The 14,754-nt window shown below is 72.6% G+C and carries 13 protein-coding genes; 8 read left to right on the plus strand and 5 right to left on the minus strand.

Annotation, left to right across the window (positions count from 1 at the left end):
* Positions 1–6: 6 nt before the first annotated feature.
* From ACQB60_RS24810 to ACQB60_RS24825, 4 genes are read left to right on the plus strand one after another with little or no spacing between them, the layout of a single operon-like run.
* Positions 7–1,995 (plus strand): acetoacetate--CoA ligase, encoded by a 1,989-nt coding sequence (locus tag ACQB60_RS24810; protein WP_496928320.1) that lies wholly within the window; start codon positions 7–9, stop codon positions 1,993–1,995.
* Between the two features lie 26 nt (positions 1,996–2,021).
* Positions 2,022–2,621, plus strand: coding sequence for a chemotaxis protein CheB (locus ACQB60_RS24815; RefSeq protein WP_496928321.1), 600 nt, complete (start codon positions 2,022–2,024; stop codon positions 2,619–2,621).
* Complete coding sequence (locus ACQB60_RS24820; RefSeq protein ID WP_496928322.1) at positions 2,621–4,525, plus strand: CheR family methyltransferase; 1,905 nt, start codon at positions 2,621–2,623, stop codon at positions 4,523–4,525. Before ACQB60_RS24815 ends, ACQB60_RS24820 begins: the two co-directional genes overlap by 1 nt.
* A gap of 25 nt (positions 4,526–4,550) precedes the next feature.
* Positions 4,551–5,435 (plus strand): GAF and ANTAR domain-containing protein, encoded by an 885-nt coding sequence (locus ACQB60_RS24825; RefSeq protein ID WP_496928323.1) that lies wholly within the window; start codon positions 4,551–4,553, stop codon positions 5,433–5,435.
* A gap of 32 nt (positions 5,436–5,467) precedes the next feature.
* Here the strand turns inward: ACQB60_RS24825 and ACQB60_RS24830 are convergent, their stop codons facing one another.
* Together ACQB60_RS24830 and ACQB60_RS24835 are read right to left on the minus strand one after the other, a co-directional pair.
* On the minus strand, positions 5,468–5,866 hold the full coding sequence (locus ACQB60_RS24830) for a protein-tyrosine phosphatase family protein (protein ID WP_496928498.1): 399 nt from the start codon (positions 5,864–5,866) through the stop codon (positions 5,468–5,470).
* Between the two features lie 178 nt (positions 5,867–6,044).
* Positions 6,045–6,740, minus strand: a complete 696-nt coding sequence (locus ACQB60_RS24835) for a pyridoxamine 5'-phosphate oxidase family protein (RefSeq protein WP_496928324.1) — start codon at positions 6,738–6,740, stop codon at positions 6,045–6,047.
* Positions 6,741–7,098: 358 nt separating this feature from the next.
* Between ACQB60_RS24835 and ACQB60_RS24840 the strand changes: the two genes are divergently transcribed.
* Together ACQB60_RS24840 and ACQB60_RS24845 are read left to right on the plus strand one after the other, a co-directional pair.
* Complete coding sequence (locus tag ACQB60_RS24840; protein WP_496928499.1) at positions 7,099–9,990, plus strand: glycoside hydrolase family 2 TIM barrel-domain containing protein; 2,892 nt, start codon at positions 7,099–7,101, stop codon at positions 9,988–9,990.
* A gap of 109 nt (positions 9,991–10,099) precedes the next feature.
* Positions 10,100–10,897, plus strand: coding sequence for a hypothetical protein (locus tag ACQB60_RS24845; protein WP_496928325.1), 798 nt, complete (start codon positions 10,100–10,102; stop codon positions 10,895–10,897).
* Here the strand turns inward: ACQB60_RS24845 and ACQB60_RS24850 are convergent.
* Entirely contained in the window at positions 10,839–11,498 is a 660-nt protein-coding gene (locus ACQB60_RS24850; protein WP_496928326.1) for a DUF4389 domain-containing protein, read from the minus strand. The two genes, ACQB60_RS24845 and ACQB60_RS24850, sit on opposite strands and share 59 nt — an antisense overlap.
* A gap of 161 nt (positions 11,499–11,659) precedes the next feature.
* On the opposite strand from ACQB60_RS24850, the gene ACQB60_RS24855 reads away from it, so the two are divergent.
* Positions 11,660–12,109, plus strand: coding sequence for a VOC family protein (locus ACQB60_RS24855; RefSeq protein WP_496928327.1), 450 nt, complete (start codon positions 11,660–11,662; stop codon positions 12,107–12,109).
* On the opposite strand, the gene ACQB60_RS24860 is transcribed toward ACQB60_RS24855, so the two are convergent.
* Both ACQB60_RS24860 and ACQB60_RS24865 read right to left on the minus strand, forming a co-directional pair.
* Positions 12,086–12,820 (minus strand): DUF6597 domain-containing transcriptional factor, encoded by a 735-nt coding sequence (locus ACQB60_RS24860; RefSeq protein ID WP_496928328.1) that lies wholly within the window; start codon positions 12,818–12,820, stop codon positions 12,086–12,088. The genes ACQB60_RS24855 and ACQB60_RS24860 overlap by 24 nt on opposite strands.
* A 10-nt stretch (positions 12,821–12,830) precedes the next feature.
* Complete coding sequence (locus ACQB60_RS24865; protein ID WP_496928329.1) at positions 12,831–13,790, minus strand: AraC family transcriptional regulator; 960 nt, start codon at positions 13,788–13,790, stop codon at positions 12,831–12,833.
* Between the two features lie 80 nt (positions 13,791–13,870).
* Between ACQB60_RS24865 and ACQB60_RS24870 the strand changes: the two genes are divergently transcribed.
* Positions 13,871–14,743 (plus strand): NAD(P)H-binding protein, encoded by an 873-nt coding sequence (locus ACQB60_RS24870; RefSeq protein ID WP_496928330.1) that lies wholly within the window; start codon positions 13,871–13,873, stop codon positions 14,741–14,743.
* Positions 14,744–14,754 lie beyond the last annotated feature (11 nt).

Consider the following 14,754-nt stretch of genomic DNA (forward strand, 5'->3'; position numbering starts at 1 on the left):
CACGTCATGTCCACACCCTCACCGGCCGAACTGCCCGAGCCCTTCTGGACCCCCGACCCGGACGCGTCGGCGGCCAGCCGCATCGCGGAGTTCGCCCGCCGCGTCGGCATCGAGCCCGGCGACTACGCCGCCCTGCACCACTGGTCCGTCACCGACCTCGAAGGCTTCTGGGCCGCCGTCTGGGACCACTTCGCCGTCGACTCGGACACCCCGTACGAGCAGGTCCTGGCCGAGGACAAGATGCCGGGTGCCCGCTGGTTCCCCGGCGCCACCCTCAACTACACCCGGCACGCCCTGCGCGACCTGGACCCCGACGCACCCGCGGTCGTCGCGCTCGACGAGACCGGCGCGAGCCACGAGACGACGGGGGCGGAACTCCGTGCTCAAGTGGCCTCGGTGGCCGCGACGCTGCGGGACCTCGGGGTCGGCCGCGGCGACCGGGTCGTCGGCTATCTGCCCCACACCCCGCACGCCGTCGTCGCCTTTCTGGCCACGGCCTCCCTCGGCGCCGTCTGGTCGGTCTGCGGCCAGGACTACGCGCCCCGGGCGGCCGCCGACCGCTTCGCCCAGCTCGAACCCACCGTCCTGGTCGCCGCCGACGGCTACCTCTTCAACGGCACCGTCCACGACCGCCGCGAGGCCGCCCTCGAACTGGGCCGGTCCCTGCCCACCGTCACCGCCACGGTCCTGGTGAGCCACGTCGGCCTGCCCTGGCAGCCGGACCCCGACGGGCGGACGGTCACCTGGCAGGAGGCGACCGCCCGAACCGTCCCCCTCGACTGCGTCCCCGTACCGTTCGACCACCCCCTCTGGGTCGTCTTCTCCTCCGGCACCACCGGCCTGCCCAAGGGAATCGTCCACGGCCACGGCGGCGTCCTGCTCGAACACCTCAAGACGCTCGGCCTGCACAGCGACCTCGGCCCCGGCGACCGCCTCCTCTGGTACACCACCACCCACTGGATGATGTGGAACCTCGTGGTCTCCGCCCTCCTCACCGGCGCCACCGCCTGCACCTACGACGGCAGCCCCGCCCCGCAGTCCCGGCCGGACGTGCTGTGGGAGCTGGCCGCCCGGCACCGCGTCACCGTCTTCGGCACCAGCCCCCAGTACCTGCTCGGCATGGCCAAGTTCGGCATCGAGCCGTCGGTCCACGACCTGTCCCGCATCCGCGCCATCGGCTGCACCGGCTCCACGCTGCCCGCCTCCGCCTACCCCTGGGTGCGCGAACACGTCGGTGAGCACGTCCAGTTGGTGTCCGGCAGCGGCGGCACCGACGTCGTCTCCGGCTTCGCGGGCAGCGCGCCGACCACCCGGGTCTGGGCGGGCGAGCTGTCCGCCCCCCACCTCGGCGTGGCCCTGGCCGCGTACGACACCGAAGGGCATCCCGTGACCGGCCGGGTCGGCGAACTGGTCGTCACCCGCCCCATGCCGTCCATGCCGCTGTACTTCTGGAACGACCCGGACGGCACCCGCTACCGCGACGCCTACTTCGCCACGTATCCCGGCGTCTGGCGGCACGGCGACTGGATCACCCGCACCGCCCACGGTTCGGTGATCGTCCACGGCCGCTCCGACTCCACCCTCAACCGCAACGGCGTCCGCCTCGGCAGCGCCGACATCCACGACGTGGTGGAGCGCCTGCCGGAGATCGCCGAAGCCCTCGTCATCGGGGCGGAGGAACCGGACGGCGGCTACTGGATGCCCCTGTTCGTGGTCCTCGCCGACGGCGCCGTCCTGAACGACGCCCTGCGCGACACGATCCGCCGCGCCGTCCGCACCGGAGTCTCACCCCGCCACGTCCCCGACGAGATCCGCCAGGTCCCCGCCATCCCGCACACCCGCACCGGCAAGAAGCTGGAAGTCCCGGTCAAACGCCTCCTCCAGGGCGCCCCGCCCGCCCAGGTGGTCAACCCCGGCGCCGTCGACGACCCCGCGCTGATCGACTACTACGCGCGCCTGGGGGACGAACGCCGCAAGGCCGCCGATGCCACCTGAGCCGGGCGCTCCGCTAGGCTCACAAGGTGACCTCCCAACCGTACGAGACGGAGCCGTACGCCGTGGTGGCCGTGGCGTCGTCGGCCGGGGGGATCCAGGGGCTCAGCGTGCTGCTCAGCGACCTCAGCGCTGACTTCCCGCTGCCCGTGCTCATCGTGCAGCACCTCGACCCACGGCACCGCACGCTCCTCCCGGACGTCCTGTCCCGGCGCACCCCGCTCCTGGTGAAGCTCGCGCAGAGCGGCGAGCAGGTGGAGGGCGGCACGGTCTATCTGGCGCCGCCGAACCGGCACCTCCTGATCGGGCCGGAGGGGAACATCTCCCTCTCGGACAGTGAACTCGTCCACTTCGTACGGCCTTCGGCGGATCTTCTCTTCGAGTCGGTGGCCGGGGCCTACGGTTCGCGGGCCATCGCCTGCGTGCTCACCGGAACGGGTGTGGACGGGGCGATGGGGGTGGACGCCGTGAAGTCGCGCGGGGGCACGGTCATCGTGGAGGACCCGCGGACGGCCCAGTTCGCGGGAATGCCGGGGGCCGCGGTGGACACCGGAGCCGTCGACTTCGTGCTACCTCTTGAGGAAATCGCCGCGGCCATCCGCGAGCTCGTCGAGACCAAGAGGCAGTGATGAACGATCAGTCCGGGGCGCCCGACCCGACCGGAGCACCCGAACCGACGGAGACGACCGAGTCGGCTCAGGACCTGGAGAACCTGCTCGAGTTCATCCGTGACGCTCGGGGCTTCGACTTCACCGGCTACAAGCGGTCCACGCTGACCCGCCGCATCCGCAAGCGGATGGCCCACGTGGAGCTGGAGGAGTACGCGGACTACCGGGACCGTCTGGAGACCGACCAGGACGAGTTCCACGAGCTGTTCAACACCATCCTCATCAACGTGACCTCGTTCTTCCGCGACGTGGACGCCTGGGATCTGATGCAGCGCGAGATCGTGCCGCGGATCGTGGACTCCGGGGAGGCCGACAGCGAGATCCGGGTGTGGAGCGCGGGCTGCTCCAGCGGCGAGGAGGCGTACTCGCTGGCCATCATGTTCGCGGAGGCGCTCGGCATCGAGGAGTGCCTGAAGCGCGTGAAGATCTACGCGACGGACGTCGACGAGGAGGCGCTGCGCGAGGGCCGCGCGGCCCAGTATCCGAGCCGGAGCCTGGAGGCGCTCTCGCCGGAGCTGCGCGACCGGTACTTCGAGCAGTACGGCACCTCGTTCTCCTTCCGCACGGACCTGCGCCGCCGGGTCATCTTCGGCCGCCACGACATCACCCGGGACGCCCCCATCTCCCGGCTCGACCTGCTGGTGTGCCGGAACACGCTGATGTACTTCAACGTGGAGGCGCAGCAGCAGATCCTGGACCGCTTCCACTTCGCCCTGCGCGAGAGCGGCTTCCTCTTCCTCGGCAAGGCGGAAATGCTCCTGAACGACGGGGAGCGGTTCGAGACCATCAGCATGCGCCAGCGCGTCTTCCAGCGCAGCCCCGGCGCCAGTGCCTCGCCGCTGCAGACCCCGCCGCCGCGGTTCCGGGCCGGGGTGGGCGGGGAGATGCAGGCCGTCACGCGCGCCCGCGAGCTGCGCGACCTGATCCTGGACACGACCCCGGGCGCGAGCATCGCCCTGGACACGGCGGGCGTCGTGGTGATGGTCAACAACGAGGCGCGGGCCCAGTTCGGGCTCAACCCCAACGACGTGGGCCGCCCCTTCCAGGACCTGGAGATCTCCTACCGGCCCACCGAGCTCCGCTCCCTGGTCGACCAGGCCACCCACGAGCGGCGGACGCTGCGCATCAACGGCGCGGTGCGCCAGCTCAGCAACGACGTGCAGTACCTCGACATCGTGATCCAGCCGGTCCTCTCCAGCTCCGGCATGCCCGTCGCGACGAACGTCACCTTCTCCGACGTCACCATGCAGACCCGCCTCAAGGAGGAGGTGAAGAAGGTCCGCGAAGACCTGGAGACGGCCTACGAGGAACTCCAGTCCACCAATGAGGAGTTGGAGACCACCAACGAGGAACTCCAGTCGAGCATCGAGGAACTGGAGACCACGAACGAGGAACTCCAGTCCACGAACGAGGAGCTGGAGACCACCAACGAGGAACTCCAGTCGGGCAACGAGGAACTGGAGACGATGAACGACGAGCTGCGCGTGCGCACCTCGGACCTGGACGAGACCCGGGCCTTCCTGGAGGGCGTCGTCGGCAGCATCGCGGCGGGCGTGGTGGTGCTCTCCGCGGACATGACGGTGCGCAGCTGGAACCGCGGCGCCGTCGACCTGTGGGGGCTGCAGCCCGAGGAGGTGCTCGACGAGTCGTTCTTCGGGCTCGACTTCGGGCTGCCCACCCACGCGTTGCGCGAGGTCATCGACACCTGCATCCGGTCGGGCAAGCGGTCCGGACCGGTCCAGGTGCCGTCCGTGAACCGCATCGGCCGCTCCATCCAGTGCGCGGTGATCTGCTCCCCGTTCGACGGGCACAACGGCGGTGTGGTGTTGCTCATGGAAGACCTCACCGCCCAGGGTGCCGGGTGAACCCTGAGCCCGTACGCTGTCCAACATGAGGGCTACACCTGGCGGTTCGGACGCCGTGGCCGAGGGCGGGCAGATGATCGCCGCCCTCTACCGGGCAGTCCTCGCTGCCGGACGTGCCGCCCGTGAGCTCGCACTCGCGGAGCGGCACGACCGCCTCGCCGCCGAGGGCAGCGAGCGCAACACCGAGTGGCACACGAAGCTCGCTGACCGGCATCGCAGCATCGCCCACTGCCACATCACCGCGTCCCGGCTCCAATACGCCTACGCCGACGGCATGGTGAGGTGGTTCAGCAACCGCGAGGGCCGCCGCCCCCTTTTCATGTCGGGCGTCGCGGACGCCTGCGGCACCCGCAGCGCCGCCCTGACGCTCCTCGGTGCCGACCTGACCCAGCTCGCGGTCGCCGCGTCCGACGTCCGCTCGGGCGAGGCACAGGACCTGGAGTACGTCCTCGGCGAGGGCCCGTCGGTCGACGCCGTGCGCAGTGGTACGCGGGTGAGCGCGTCGGGCACGGCCATCGAGCGGCGCTGGCCGAGCTACGGGGGCGGCCTCTCCGAGCTCGGCATCGGCTCGGTGATCGCGCTGCCGCTGACGGTCTCCTCGTCGTGCATCGGCGCGCTGACCCTCTTCGACCCGCCCTCGAGGGCCGCGGAGCGCGGCTCGGGCTCGTTCCGGGAGGTCGCCGAGGCCCTGGCGAAGTCCGTCCTCATCGGCCCGGAGGCCGACCCGGACCTGTACGGCAACACGGACCACCGCGCCTCCGTCCACCAGGCGGCGGGCGTGCTGTCCGTGCGGGTGGGCTGCACGGTCGCGGACGCGCTCGACCTGATCAAGGCGCGGGCGTTCTCGGAGGGGAAGCCTTCGGAGGAGATCGCGCGGAGGGTGTTGTCGGGGGAGCTGCGGCTCAACTGAGGGGCCACCCCGGCTGTGGGGTGGGTGCGCTTTCAGCGCGTGAAGCGGCGTACGTAGCGGCGCTGCCACGGAGTCTCCACCGCGTGCCGGTCGTAGTGGCGGCGCACGTACTCCACGGCTTGGGCCGCCGGAACGCCGTCGAGCACGGCGAGGCAGGCGAGCGCGGTGCCGGTGCGCCCCCGGCCGCCCCCGCAGGCGACCTCCACCCTGCTGTGTGCCGCGCGCTCCCACACGTCCACCAGGACGGCACGGGCCTCCTGCCGGTCGGCGGGCAGCCGGAAGTCGGGCCAGCGCAGCCAGCGGAACTCCCAGGGCTGGGCGGCCGGTTGCCTGCCGAGGAGGTAGACGCCGTACTCGGGGACGGGCCCCGCGGGCAGGGGGTGGCGCAGGCCGCGGCCGCGGACGAGGCGGCCGGAGGGGAGGGCGAGGATGCCTGGGGCGGTGGGGTCCCAGGGGGTGTGGGGGGCGTGAGGGTCGTGGGGCTGCGGTGGCGCGGAGTCACTGGGGCGCGGCTGCGGCTGCGGCTGCGGCTGCGCGGTGGCGTCGCCGGGCTGTGAGGTGGAGTCGCTGGGCTGCTGGGTCATCGGGGCACTTTACGGGGCGTCCCCGTCATGCGTACGGGCGGTCGAAGCCCGCTATGTGCGGGGGCAGCGGAATGCCGGGGGCGAGCTGCGGGTCGGCCGCCGGGGTGCCCCAACTCCACTCCAGCGGAAGGTTTCCGGCCCATACGGGGAGTTCGGCGTCGGGTCCTTCGCCGTCCTCGGGCGGGCCCGAGCTGGTCTTCACGGACGCCTCTTCGAGGGAGAGGGCGAGGAGGGTGGTGGCGGCGAGTTCCTTGCGGTGGGGGCGGCGGGCGTAGTCCCACTGTCCCGGTGTCGCGTGCTCGGTGAGCACGCGCAGGCCCTCGAGCTTCTCGTCCGGGTCGGTGATCTTGCGGGGCACTCCGTGGATCATCGCGCTCCGGTAGTTCACGCCGTGCTCGAAGACGGAGCGGGCGAGGACGAGGCCGTCGACGTGGGTGACGGTGACGCAGACGGAGGCGTCGGGGTGCGCGGCGAGGCTGCGGCTCGCCACGGAGCCGTGGAGGTAGAGGTTCGTCTCGTCGCGGCCGTAGACCGTGGGGATGACCACGGGGTGGCCGTCGATCAGGACGCCGAGGTGGCAGATGAAGCCGGCGTCGAGAATGGCGTCGAGGTGGGGGCGGTGGAGGCTGCCTTGGGCTCGCAGGCGGCGGTGGCGGGTGCGGGATGTCTCGGGGAGACGGGGCGAGAGCTGTTCCGGCTGTTCCGGCTGTTCAGTGGTCACATCTGGGGAAGGTACCGATTTCGCTGGGCCTTGGCCATGGGGGTGCTGTTTTGGTCTGAGGGCGGGGTGTCGTGCTACGAAATCCGCACTCTTTCCCCAATCCCGCCCCTTCCCGAATCCGCCGACTCCGTCGGCCCTGGGGCACCCATATCGCCGCTGACGCGGCTCGTCCTCAATCGCCGGACGGGCTATCTCTAGCCCGTCCGGCGATTGAGGACGAGGCCGTTCAGGCCGATCGGGGGTCTAGGGGCGAAGCCCCAGGACGGCCCGCCCAGGGGCGACGGAGTCGCCGGATCGGGAAGGGGCGGGGTTGGGGAAATGGCCCCGCAGGGACAACCCGCGCGGTCTCATGGAGACCATGGAGCTCCCCTACCACGAGGACATGTCGCCCGGCACCGGCTGTCTTCCGCCCCGCGCCTGGTACGCCTCCTCCGACGCCGACTCCCTCTCCCTCAACGGCCTCTGGCGATTCCGCCTCTCCTCCACAGCCGACCTCCCCGACCTGCCCCAACTCCTCGCCGACACCGGCCCCCACACCTGGCACGACCTCCAAGTCCCCGGCCACTGGCCCCTCCAGGGCCACGGCACCCCCCTCTACACCAACACCCCCTACCCCTTCCCCGTGGACCCGCCCCGCGTCCCCACCGAGAACCCCACCGGCGACCACCTCCGCCACTTCGACCTGCCCGCCCAGTGGCCCGCCACCGGCGGTTCCGTCCTGCGCTTCGACGGCGTCGAGTCCTGCGCCCGCGTCTGGCTCAACGGCACCGAGCTCGGCGAGTTCAAGGGGTCCCGGCTGCCCCACGAGTTCGCGGTCGGGCACCTCCTGCGCCCCGAGGGCAACGTCCTCGCCGTCCGCGTCCATCAGTGGTCGTCCGGGTCCTATCTGGAAGACCAGGACCAGTGGTGGCTGCCCGGCATCTTCCGCGACGTCACCCTCCTGCACCGCCCCGAAGGCTGCGCCCTCGACTTCTTCACCCACGCCTCGTACGACCATCGGGCCCGCACCGGCACCCTCCGCCTCGACTCCGACGTGCACGGCCGCGTCACCGTCCCCGAACTCGGCGTGGACGTCGCCACCGGAGAGTCCGTGACCGTGCCCGTCAAGCCGTGGACCGCCGAGACGCCCCGCCTCTACGACGGTGAACTAGCCCTCCCCGGCGAGCGGATCCCCCTGCGCATCGGCTTCCGCACCGTCGCCGTCGAGGACGGGGTCATCAAGGTCAACGGGCGCCGGATCCTCTTCCGCGGCGTCAACCGGCACGAGTTCCACCCCGACACCGGGCGCGCCCTCGATCTCGCCACCATGCGCGGCGACGTCCTGCTCATGAAGCAGCACAACATCAACGCCGTGCGCACCAGCCACTACCCGCCCCACCCCGCCTTCCTCGACCTCTGCGACGAGCTGGGCCTCTGGGTCATCGACGAATGCGACCTGGAGACACACGGGTTCGGGGCGCAGAACGCCTGGCGCGGCAATCCCGTCGACGACGAGCGCTGGACGCCCGCCCTCCTCGACCGGGCCGCCCGCATGGTCGAGCGCGACAAGAACCACCCCTCGGTCGTCATCTGGTCGCTCGGCAACGAGTGCGGGACGGGGCGCGGGCTCTCCGCCATGGCCCAGTGGATCCGCGGCCGCGACCGGGACCGGCTCCTGCATTACGAAGGTGATCCGTCCTGCGAGGACACCGACATGTACTCCCGCATGTACGCCGACCACGCGGAGGTCGAGCGCATCGGGCGGAAGGAGGACGAGGGGCCCGAGGCGAGGCGTCAACTGCCCTTCATCCTCTGCGAGTACGCGCACGCCATGGGCAACGGACCCGGCGGGCTCGACGAGTACCAGCGGCTCTTCGAGACGTACGAGCGCTGCCAGGGCGGCTTCGTGTGGGAGTGGATCGACCACGGCCTGAGCCACCCGGAGTACGGCTACGCGTACGGCGGGGACTTCGGGGAGGAGCTGCACGACGGGAACTTCGTCTGCGACGGGCTGTGCTTCCCGGACCGGATGCCGTCGCCGGGGCTCCGCGCGTACAAGCACGTCATCCAGCCCGTACGGTTCGCCTACGACCCGGGCGCGGGCACCGTCCGCGTCACCAACCTCCACGACTTCGCCGACCTGTCCGGCCTCTCCTTCGAGTGGACCTACATCCTCGACAGCGAGGAAAGGGGTTCGCAGGGCGGGGAGTTGGAGGTGCCGTCCGATCTTGCCCCTGGTGCCTCCGTCGAGCTGAAGCTGCCCGATCCGCCCGCGCTGAGCCGCTCCGCCGAGACCTGGCTGCACCTCACCGCGATGGTGGGCGAGGAGCGGAAGCCGTGGGCGCCGGTGGACCATGTGGTGGCGCGTGGCGAGTTCGCCGTGTCGGCGCGGCCGCCGGTCCGTGCCGCCCTGGGGCGGGCGCCGCGGCGTGACCCCGACGGGCTGCTCGGGCTCGGCCCGGGGCGCTTCGACGCGCGCACCGGTGAACTCAGGACCCTGGACGGGGTGCGGCTGACCGCGGGTCCGCGGCTCGACGTGTGGCGTGCCCCCACCGACAACGACTACGGAATGCCCTGGCTCCGGGAGCCTCAACTCGCCGTGCGGTGGCGGGCCTTGGGGCTGCATCGGATGCATCATCGCGTCGACGCCGTCGAGGTGGCCGATGACTCGCTTCTCGTGCGCACGCGCGTCGCTCCGGCCGCCCGCGACCTGGCCCTGCGGACCGTGTACCGGTGGACGTCCGACGGGGAGCGGCTGCGGCTCGCGGTGTCCGTGGCACCGGAAGGCGAGTGGACCGAGCCGCTGCCCCGGCTCGGTGTGCGGCTCGGGCTGCCCGCCTCCCTGACGTACGCGCACTGGTTCGGCGCCGTCGAGGAGGGCTATCCGGACACCGGCTCCGCCTCGTACATCGGGCGTGGGTGCATGGATGTCGGGCGGATGCAGACGCCGTACGTGCGGCCGCAGGAGAACGGTGCGCGGCCCGGGGTGCGGTGGGCCGAGCTGCGGACCCGGTTCTCCGGGGGCGGGGTGCGGGTGGAGGGGGAGCCGCCCTTCTGGTTCACCGCGCGGCCCTGGACGACCGAGCAGCTCGACGCCGCGCGGCACCGCACGGACCTCTCGCCCGGCCCGGCGGTCTGGGTCCACCTCGACCACGGGCAGCACGGCATGGGGTCGGGGTCGTGCGGGCCCGGTGTGCTGCCGCAGCATCAACTGCGCGCCGGGCACGCCGAGTTCGCCTTCACGTTCAGCGCTCCTGTGGCTCGTGGATGACCTGTCAGCGCCTTCCGGCACGCGGGCACATGCCGTATGGATGGTGCAGCGGGGCGGCTGACCGGCCCCCGCCAGGCTGCGCGGGCGCGCGAGCGAGGGGGCACACTGCATGGGTGGTCGGCACGTCCAGCGGGCCCGACGGCTCCTCGAGGGGTCCCTGAGCGACGCGGCCGCGCTGTCCGAGGAGCACCTGCTGGGCGCCGCGTGCTCGGCCGTCGCCGAACTCGGCGCCCGGGAGCGGCTCGTGCCGCTGCTGCGGGACCTCGCGGCCGGCGCCGGTGACCCGGCGGGCTGCGCCCGGCTCTCGTACCGCCATGTCCTCGGCTTCGACAAGCTGCTGCTCGTCGACGGCGGCCCGTGCCGGATGCTGCGGGCGCACGTCTGGCACCCGGGCGTGCGCGCGGAGAGCCGCGAGGACATCCACAACCACCGCTCGCCGCTCGCCTCGCACGTGGTGCGGGGCGCCCTCGGCATGGAGCTGTACGAGACGGCGCCGGAGGGCTCCATCCCGGCCTCGTGGTACCGCGAGTCGCTCTCCGCGCAGGAGGGCGACCGGCTGCTGGAACCGGCGGGGCCCGCGCGCCTGCGGCTCACGCAGGTCGCGCGGTACGGGGCGGGCAGCGGGTACGCGCTGCCGCCGTACGCCCTGCACCGCGCGTGGTGCGCCTCGGCGGGGCCGACGGTGACGCTGTTCCTGGAGACCGGTTCGGTGCGGCGGCGGTACACGGACGTGTTCGCGGCGTCCGGGGTGCGGCGCGGTGGCGGCACGGTGCCGAAGCGGCCGCTGGCCACGGCGGAGTATCTGGCGGAACTGGGCACGCTGGCCGATCTGTTGAGCGACCGGAGGGTCAGGAAGTCGGCTCGCGTTCGCCCTGGTCGAGCCGGTACGGCGGGTAGACGTCCGTGAGCAGCGTCCCGTACGCGATGACGCGCATGACCCAGCGGTGCAGGCCCAGGTTGAGGTCGAACATGCCGCGCGGGTAGTAGCCGCGGAAGAGCAGGCACACCCCGGCGTAGAAGGTGAGCAGGCCCCCGAGGCCGATGTTGCCGCCGTAACCGCCGGAGATGAAGGCCACGACGAGGAGCTGCGGCAGCACGAGCAGCCACCACTTGACGAGGACGAGCCCGCGGGAGAGCCGTTCCGGGTAGACGACGTCGAGGCGGGCCGGGTAGCCAGGGTCGTCGTCCAGCGAGAACGGCGGATAGCGGTCGGTGCCGAGCGTGCCGTACGAGTAGTACTCCACGCGCCAGGTCCAGCGCAGCACGCCGACGTTGAACTCGAAGAGGTGCAGCGGGTAGCGCCCCGTGAAGAGGATGGCGAACAGCGCGACGACGCTGATCAGGAAGTACGCGATCCACAGGAAGGCGAGCAGGAAGTAGTGCGGGATCGCGAGCAGCCACTTGACGAGCCACAGCCAGCGGGACAGGGCGGGTTCGTAGTCCGCCTCCAGGCGGACGGGGCTGATCGGGTGGGTCACCGGAACCTTCGTCATCGGCGTGGACGACATGGGCGATCGCCTCCCCGCGGGCGCGGGTCGGCCCGCTCTCCCTTCCCGTGTACGGCTGGCCGCGCGCCCCCGCAAGGAGAGGCGCGGTGTCCGTTTGCGCCATGTGCGGGGTGTCCGTTTCCTTCAAGACCGGGCCGGGACCGCCGCCTACGTTGGGTCGCATGAACACGAACAGCACCGACGAACCGGCCACCGGCACCCACCCCACCCCGCACCTCGACATGATCGGCATCGTCGCCGCCGACCTCGCCGCCTCGCTCGCCTTCTACCGGCGCCTGGGACTCGACTTCCCGGCGGGCGCCGAGTCGGAGCCGCACGTGGAGGTCACGCTGCCGGGCGGGCTGCGCTTCGCCTTCGACACGGAGGCGACGGTCCGCTCCTTCGTCCCCGGCTGGCAGCCCCCGGCGAGCGCCGGGCGGATCGGGCTCGCCTTCCACTGCGGCTCCCCCGCGGGGGTCGACGCCCGCTACGCGGAGCTGACGGCCGCCGGGTACCACGGCGAGCTCAAGCCGTTCGACGCCTTCTGGGGCCAGCGGTACGCGACCGTGCACGACCCGGACGGCAACGGCGTCGACCTGTTCGCGCCGCTACCGGACGCCGCCGCCCAGTAGCTCCCCGAGCGTCCGGCCCGCCAACTCCCGTACGTCCCGGGCCAGATGAGCCTGGTCCGCATAGCCCGCGAGGGCTGCCGTCGACGCGTACGGCACGCCGTCGCGGGCCAGGGCGAGGGCGCGCTGGAGGCGCAGGACGCGGGCGAGGGTCTTGGGCCCGTAGCCGAACGCGGGCAGCGCCTTGCGGCGCAACTGCCGTGCCCCCAGGCCGACTTCGTCGGCGGTCGCGGCGACGCCGCGGCCCGCCCGGAGGGACGCCACGACACGGCGGAGCACGGGGTCGGGGGCGGCCGCGTCGGCCGCCCGGCGCAGGGCGATCTCCTCCAGGGCGGCCATCGGGTCGGCGGCCGCGTCCACCGTCCCGGTCAGGCGGCGCACCTCGGCGGCGGGCCAGAGGTCGGCCAACTCGACGCGCTGGTCCCGCAGTTCGTGGGCGGGGGCGCCGAGGAGGGCGGGGGCGGTCCCGGGGTAGAAGCGCACCCCCACATAGCGCCGCGGCCGCTCCCCGCTCTCCGTCTGCGCACCCGAGAGGTAGGCGTGCGTGTCGGGGCCCGCGACGAAGAGGCGGCCCTCGGTCCAGAGCAGGTCCATGCATCCGTCGGGCAGGACGGGCGCCTCGCCGGCCCCGTCCCCGGCCGCGCCCGGGGTGCGGGTCCACACGACGGCACCGGACAGCCGGGAGGCCCGCTCGGCGTACTCCACGGTCTCCACCTGCTCCACGCTACGCCGGGCGCGTCCGGTGGTCCTGCGGGCTGACCCCGTACACCCGCTTGAAGGCGCTGGACAGCGCGAACGCGCTGCCGTACCCGACGCGGCGCGCGATGGAGCCGATCGTCAGCTCCGTGTCGCGCAGCATGTCGGCGGCGAGCGCGAGCCGCCAGCCGGTCAGATACGTCATCGGGGGCTCCCCCACGAGCTCGGTGAACCGCCGGGCGAGCGAGGCACGCGAGACCCCGGCCTTCGCGGCGAGGTCGGCGATGGTCCACGGGTGCGCGGGATCGTCCTGGAGCAGCCGCAGGACCGGGCCCACGACGGGGTCGCCGAGCGCCCGGTACCAGGCGGGGGCGGCCGCCTCGGGCCGGGAGAACCAGGCGCGCAGGGCGGCGATGAGCAGCAGGTCCAGGAGCCGGTCCAGGACGACGTCCTGCCCCGGTTCGTCGCGGGTGATCTCCTCCGCGAGCAGCGGCGTCACCGGGCAGTCCCACACGTCGGTGGAGAGCACGAGCAGCGGCGGCAGCGCGTCCAGGAGGCGGGCGCTGATCTCGCCGCGCATCGGGTACGTGCCGATCAGCATCTCCACGGAGGCGTCGAGTGACTCCCCCCACGACCGCATCCCGAGGTCCCCGTAGTGCCCGTCGGGGAACCCGCCGAGGGGTGCGCAGCGCTGCCCCTCCAGGATCTCGGAGCGGGGCGCGGTCGCCCGGTCGTCGGCGCAGATGTAGGGGTCGGGCCCGCGGGCGATGGCGAGGTCTCCGGCGCGCAGGAGCTGCGGCTTCCCGCCCGGGTCGCCGCCGCCCCCGGGGCCCTCCGGTATCAGCCATGCCTCACCGCGCACCATGACCATCACGGAGAGGGGCGCGCTGTCGGCGATGCGCACGGCCCAGGGCGGGTCGAACAGCGCCCGGATCATGAAGGCCCCCCGGGCCCGCGGCCCCTCCAGCAACCCCGCGAGTGCGTCCATGGGTGCAGCGTAGACGCACGCTTATGCGGGCGAGCCCTTCAAGGATGGTTCGTTGCGGCGCCCGGGAGTTGACTGAAGACATGACGAACAACAACGCACAAGACACGCAAATGCCGCGCCAGGGCGAGGACTTCACCGTCCTCGTCACGGGCGCCACGGGCAAGACCGGGCGCCGGGTGGCCGAATCCGCACGGGCGGCGGGCCTCACGGTGCGGGCGGCCTCCCGCAACGGGGCGGTCCGCTTCGACTGGGAGGACCGCGCGACGTGGGCCGACGCGCTGCGCGGCGCCGACGCCGCGTACCTCGCGTACATGCCGGACGTGGGGGCGCCCGGGGCCGCCGAGACGGTGGGCGCGTTCGCCCGGCTCGCGGGGGAACTGGGGGTGCGGCGCCTGGTGCTGCTCTCCGCCCGGGGCGAGGAGCAGGCGCTGCCGACCGAGGCGGCGGTACGGGACTCGGGGGTGCCCACGACGGTGCTGCGGTGCAGCTGGTTCGCGCAGAACCTGAGCGAGGGGCATCTGCTCGACGGGCTCCGGGGCGGGGAGCTGGTGTTCCCCGCCGGGGAGGTCCTTGAGCCGTTCATCGATACGCGGGACATCGCGGATGTGGCGGTGGCGGTGCTCACGGCCCCGTCCGGGGCGTATGCGGGGCGGGTGCTGGACCTGACGGGGCCGCGCCTGCTGTCGTTCCGGGACGCGGTGGGGGAGATCGCGGCGGCGACGGGGCGGGAGCTTCGCTATGTGCCGGTGTCCGCGCGGGACTACGGGGGTGCGCTGCGGGAGTTCGGGGAGCCGGAGGAGGCCGTGGAGTTCCGGGTCGAGCTGTTCGAGGCGAACCTGGACGGGCGCAACGCGAGCCTCTCCGAGGGGGTGCGGGAGGTTCTGGGCCGGGCCCCGAGGGACTTCTCCCGCTTGGCGGAGGAGGAGGCGGCGGCCGGCACGTGGAAGGTCTGACCTTCCCCTGG

Source organism: Streptomyces odontotermitis (assembly GCF_050510915.1).
GTDB lineage: Bacteria > Actinomycetota > Actinomycetes > Streptomycetales > Streptomycetaceae > Streptomyces.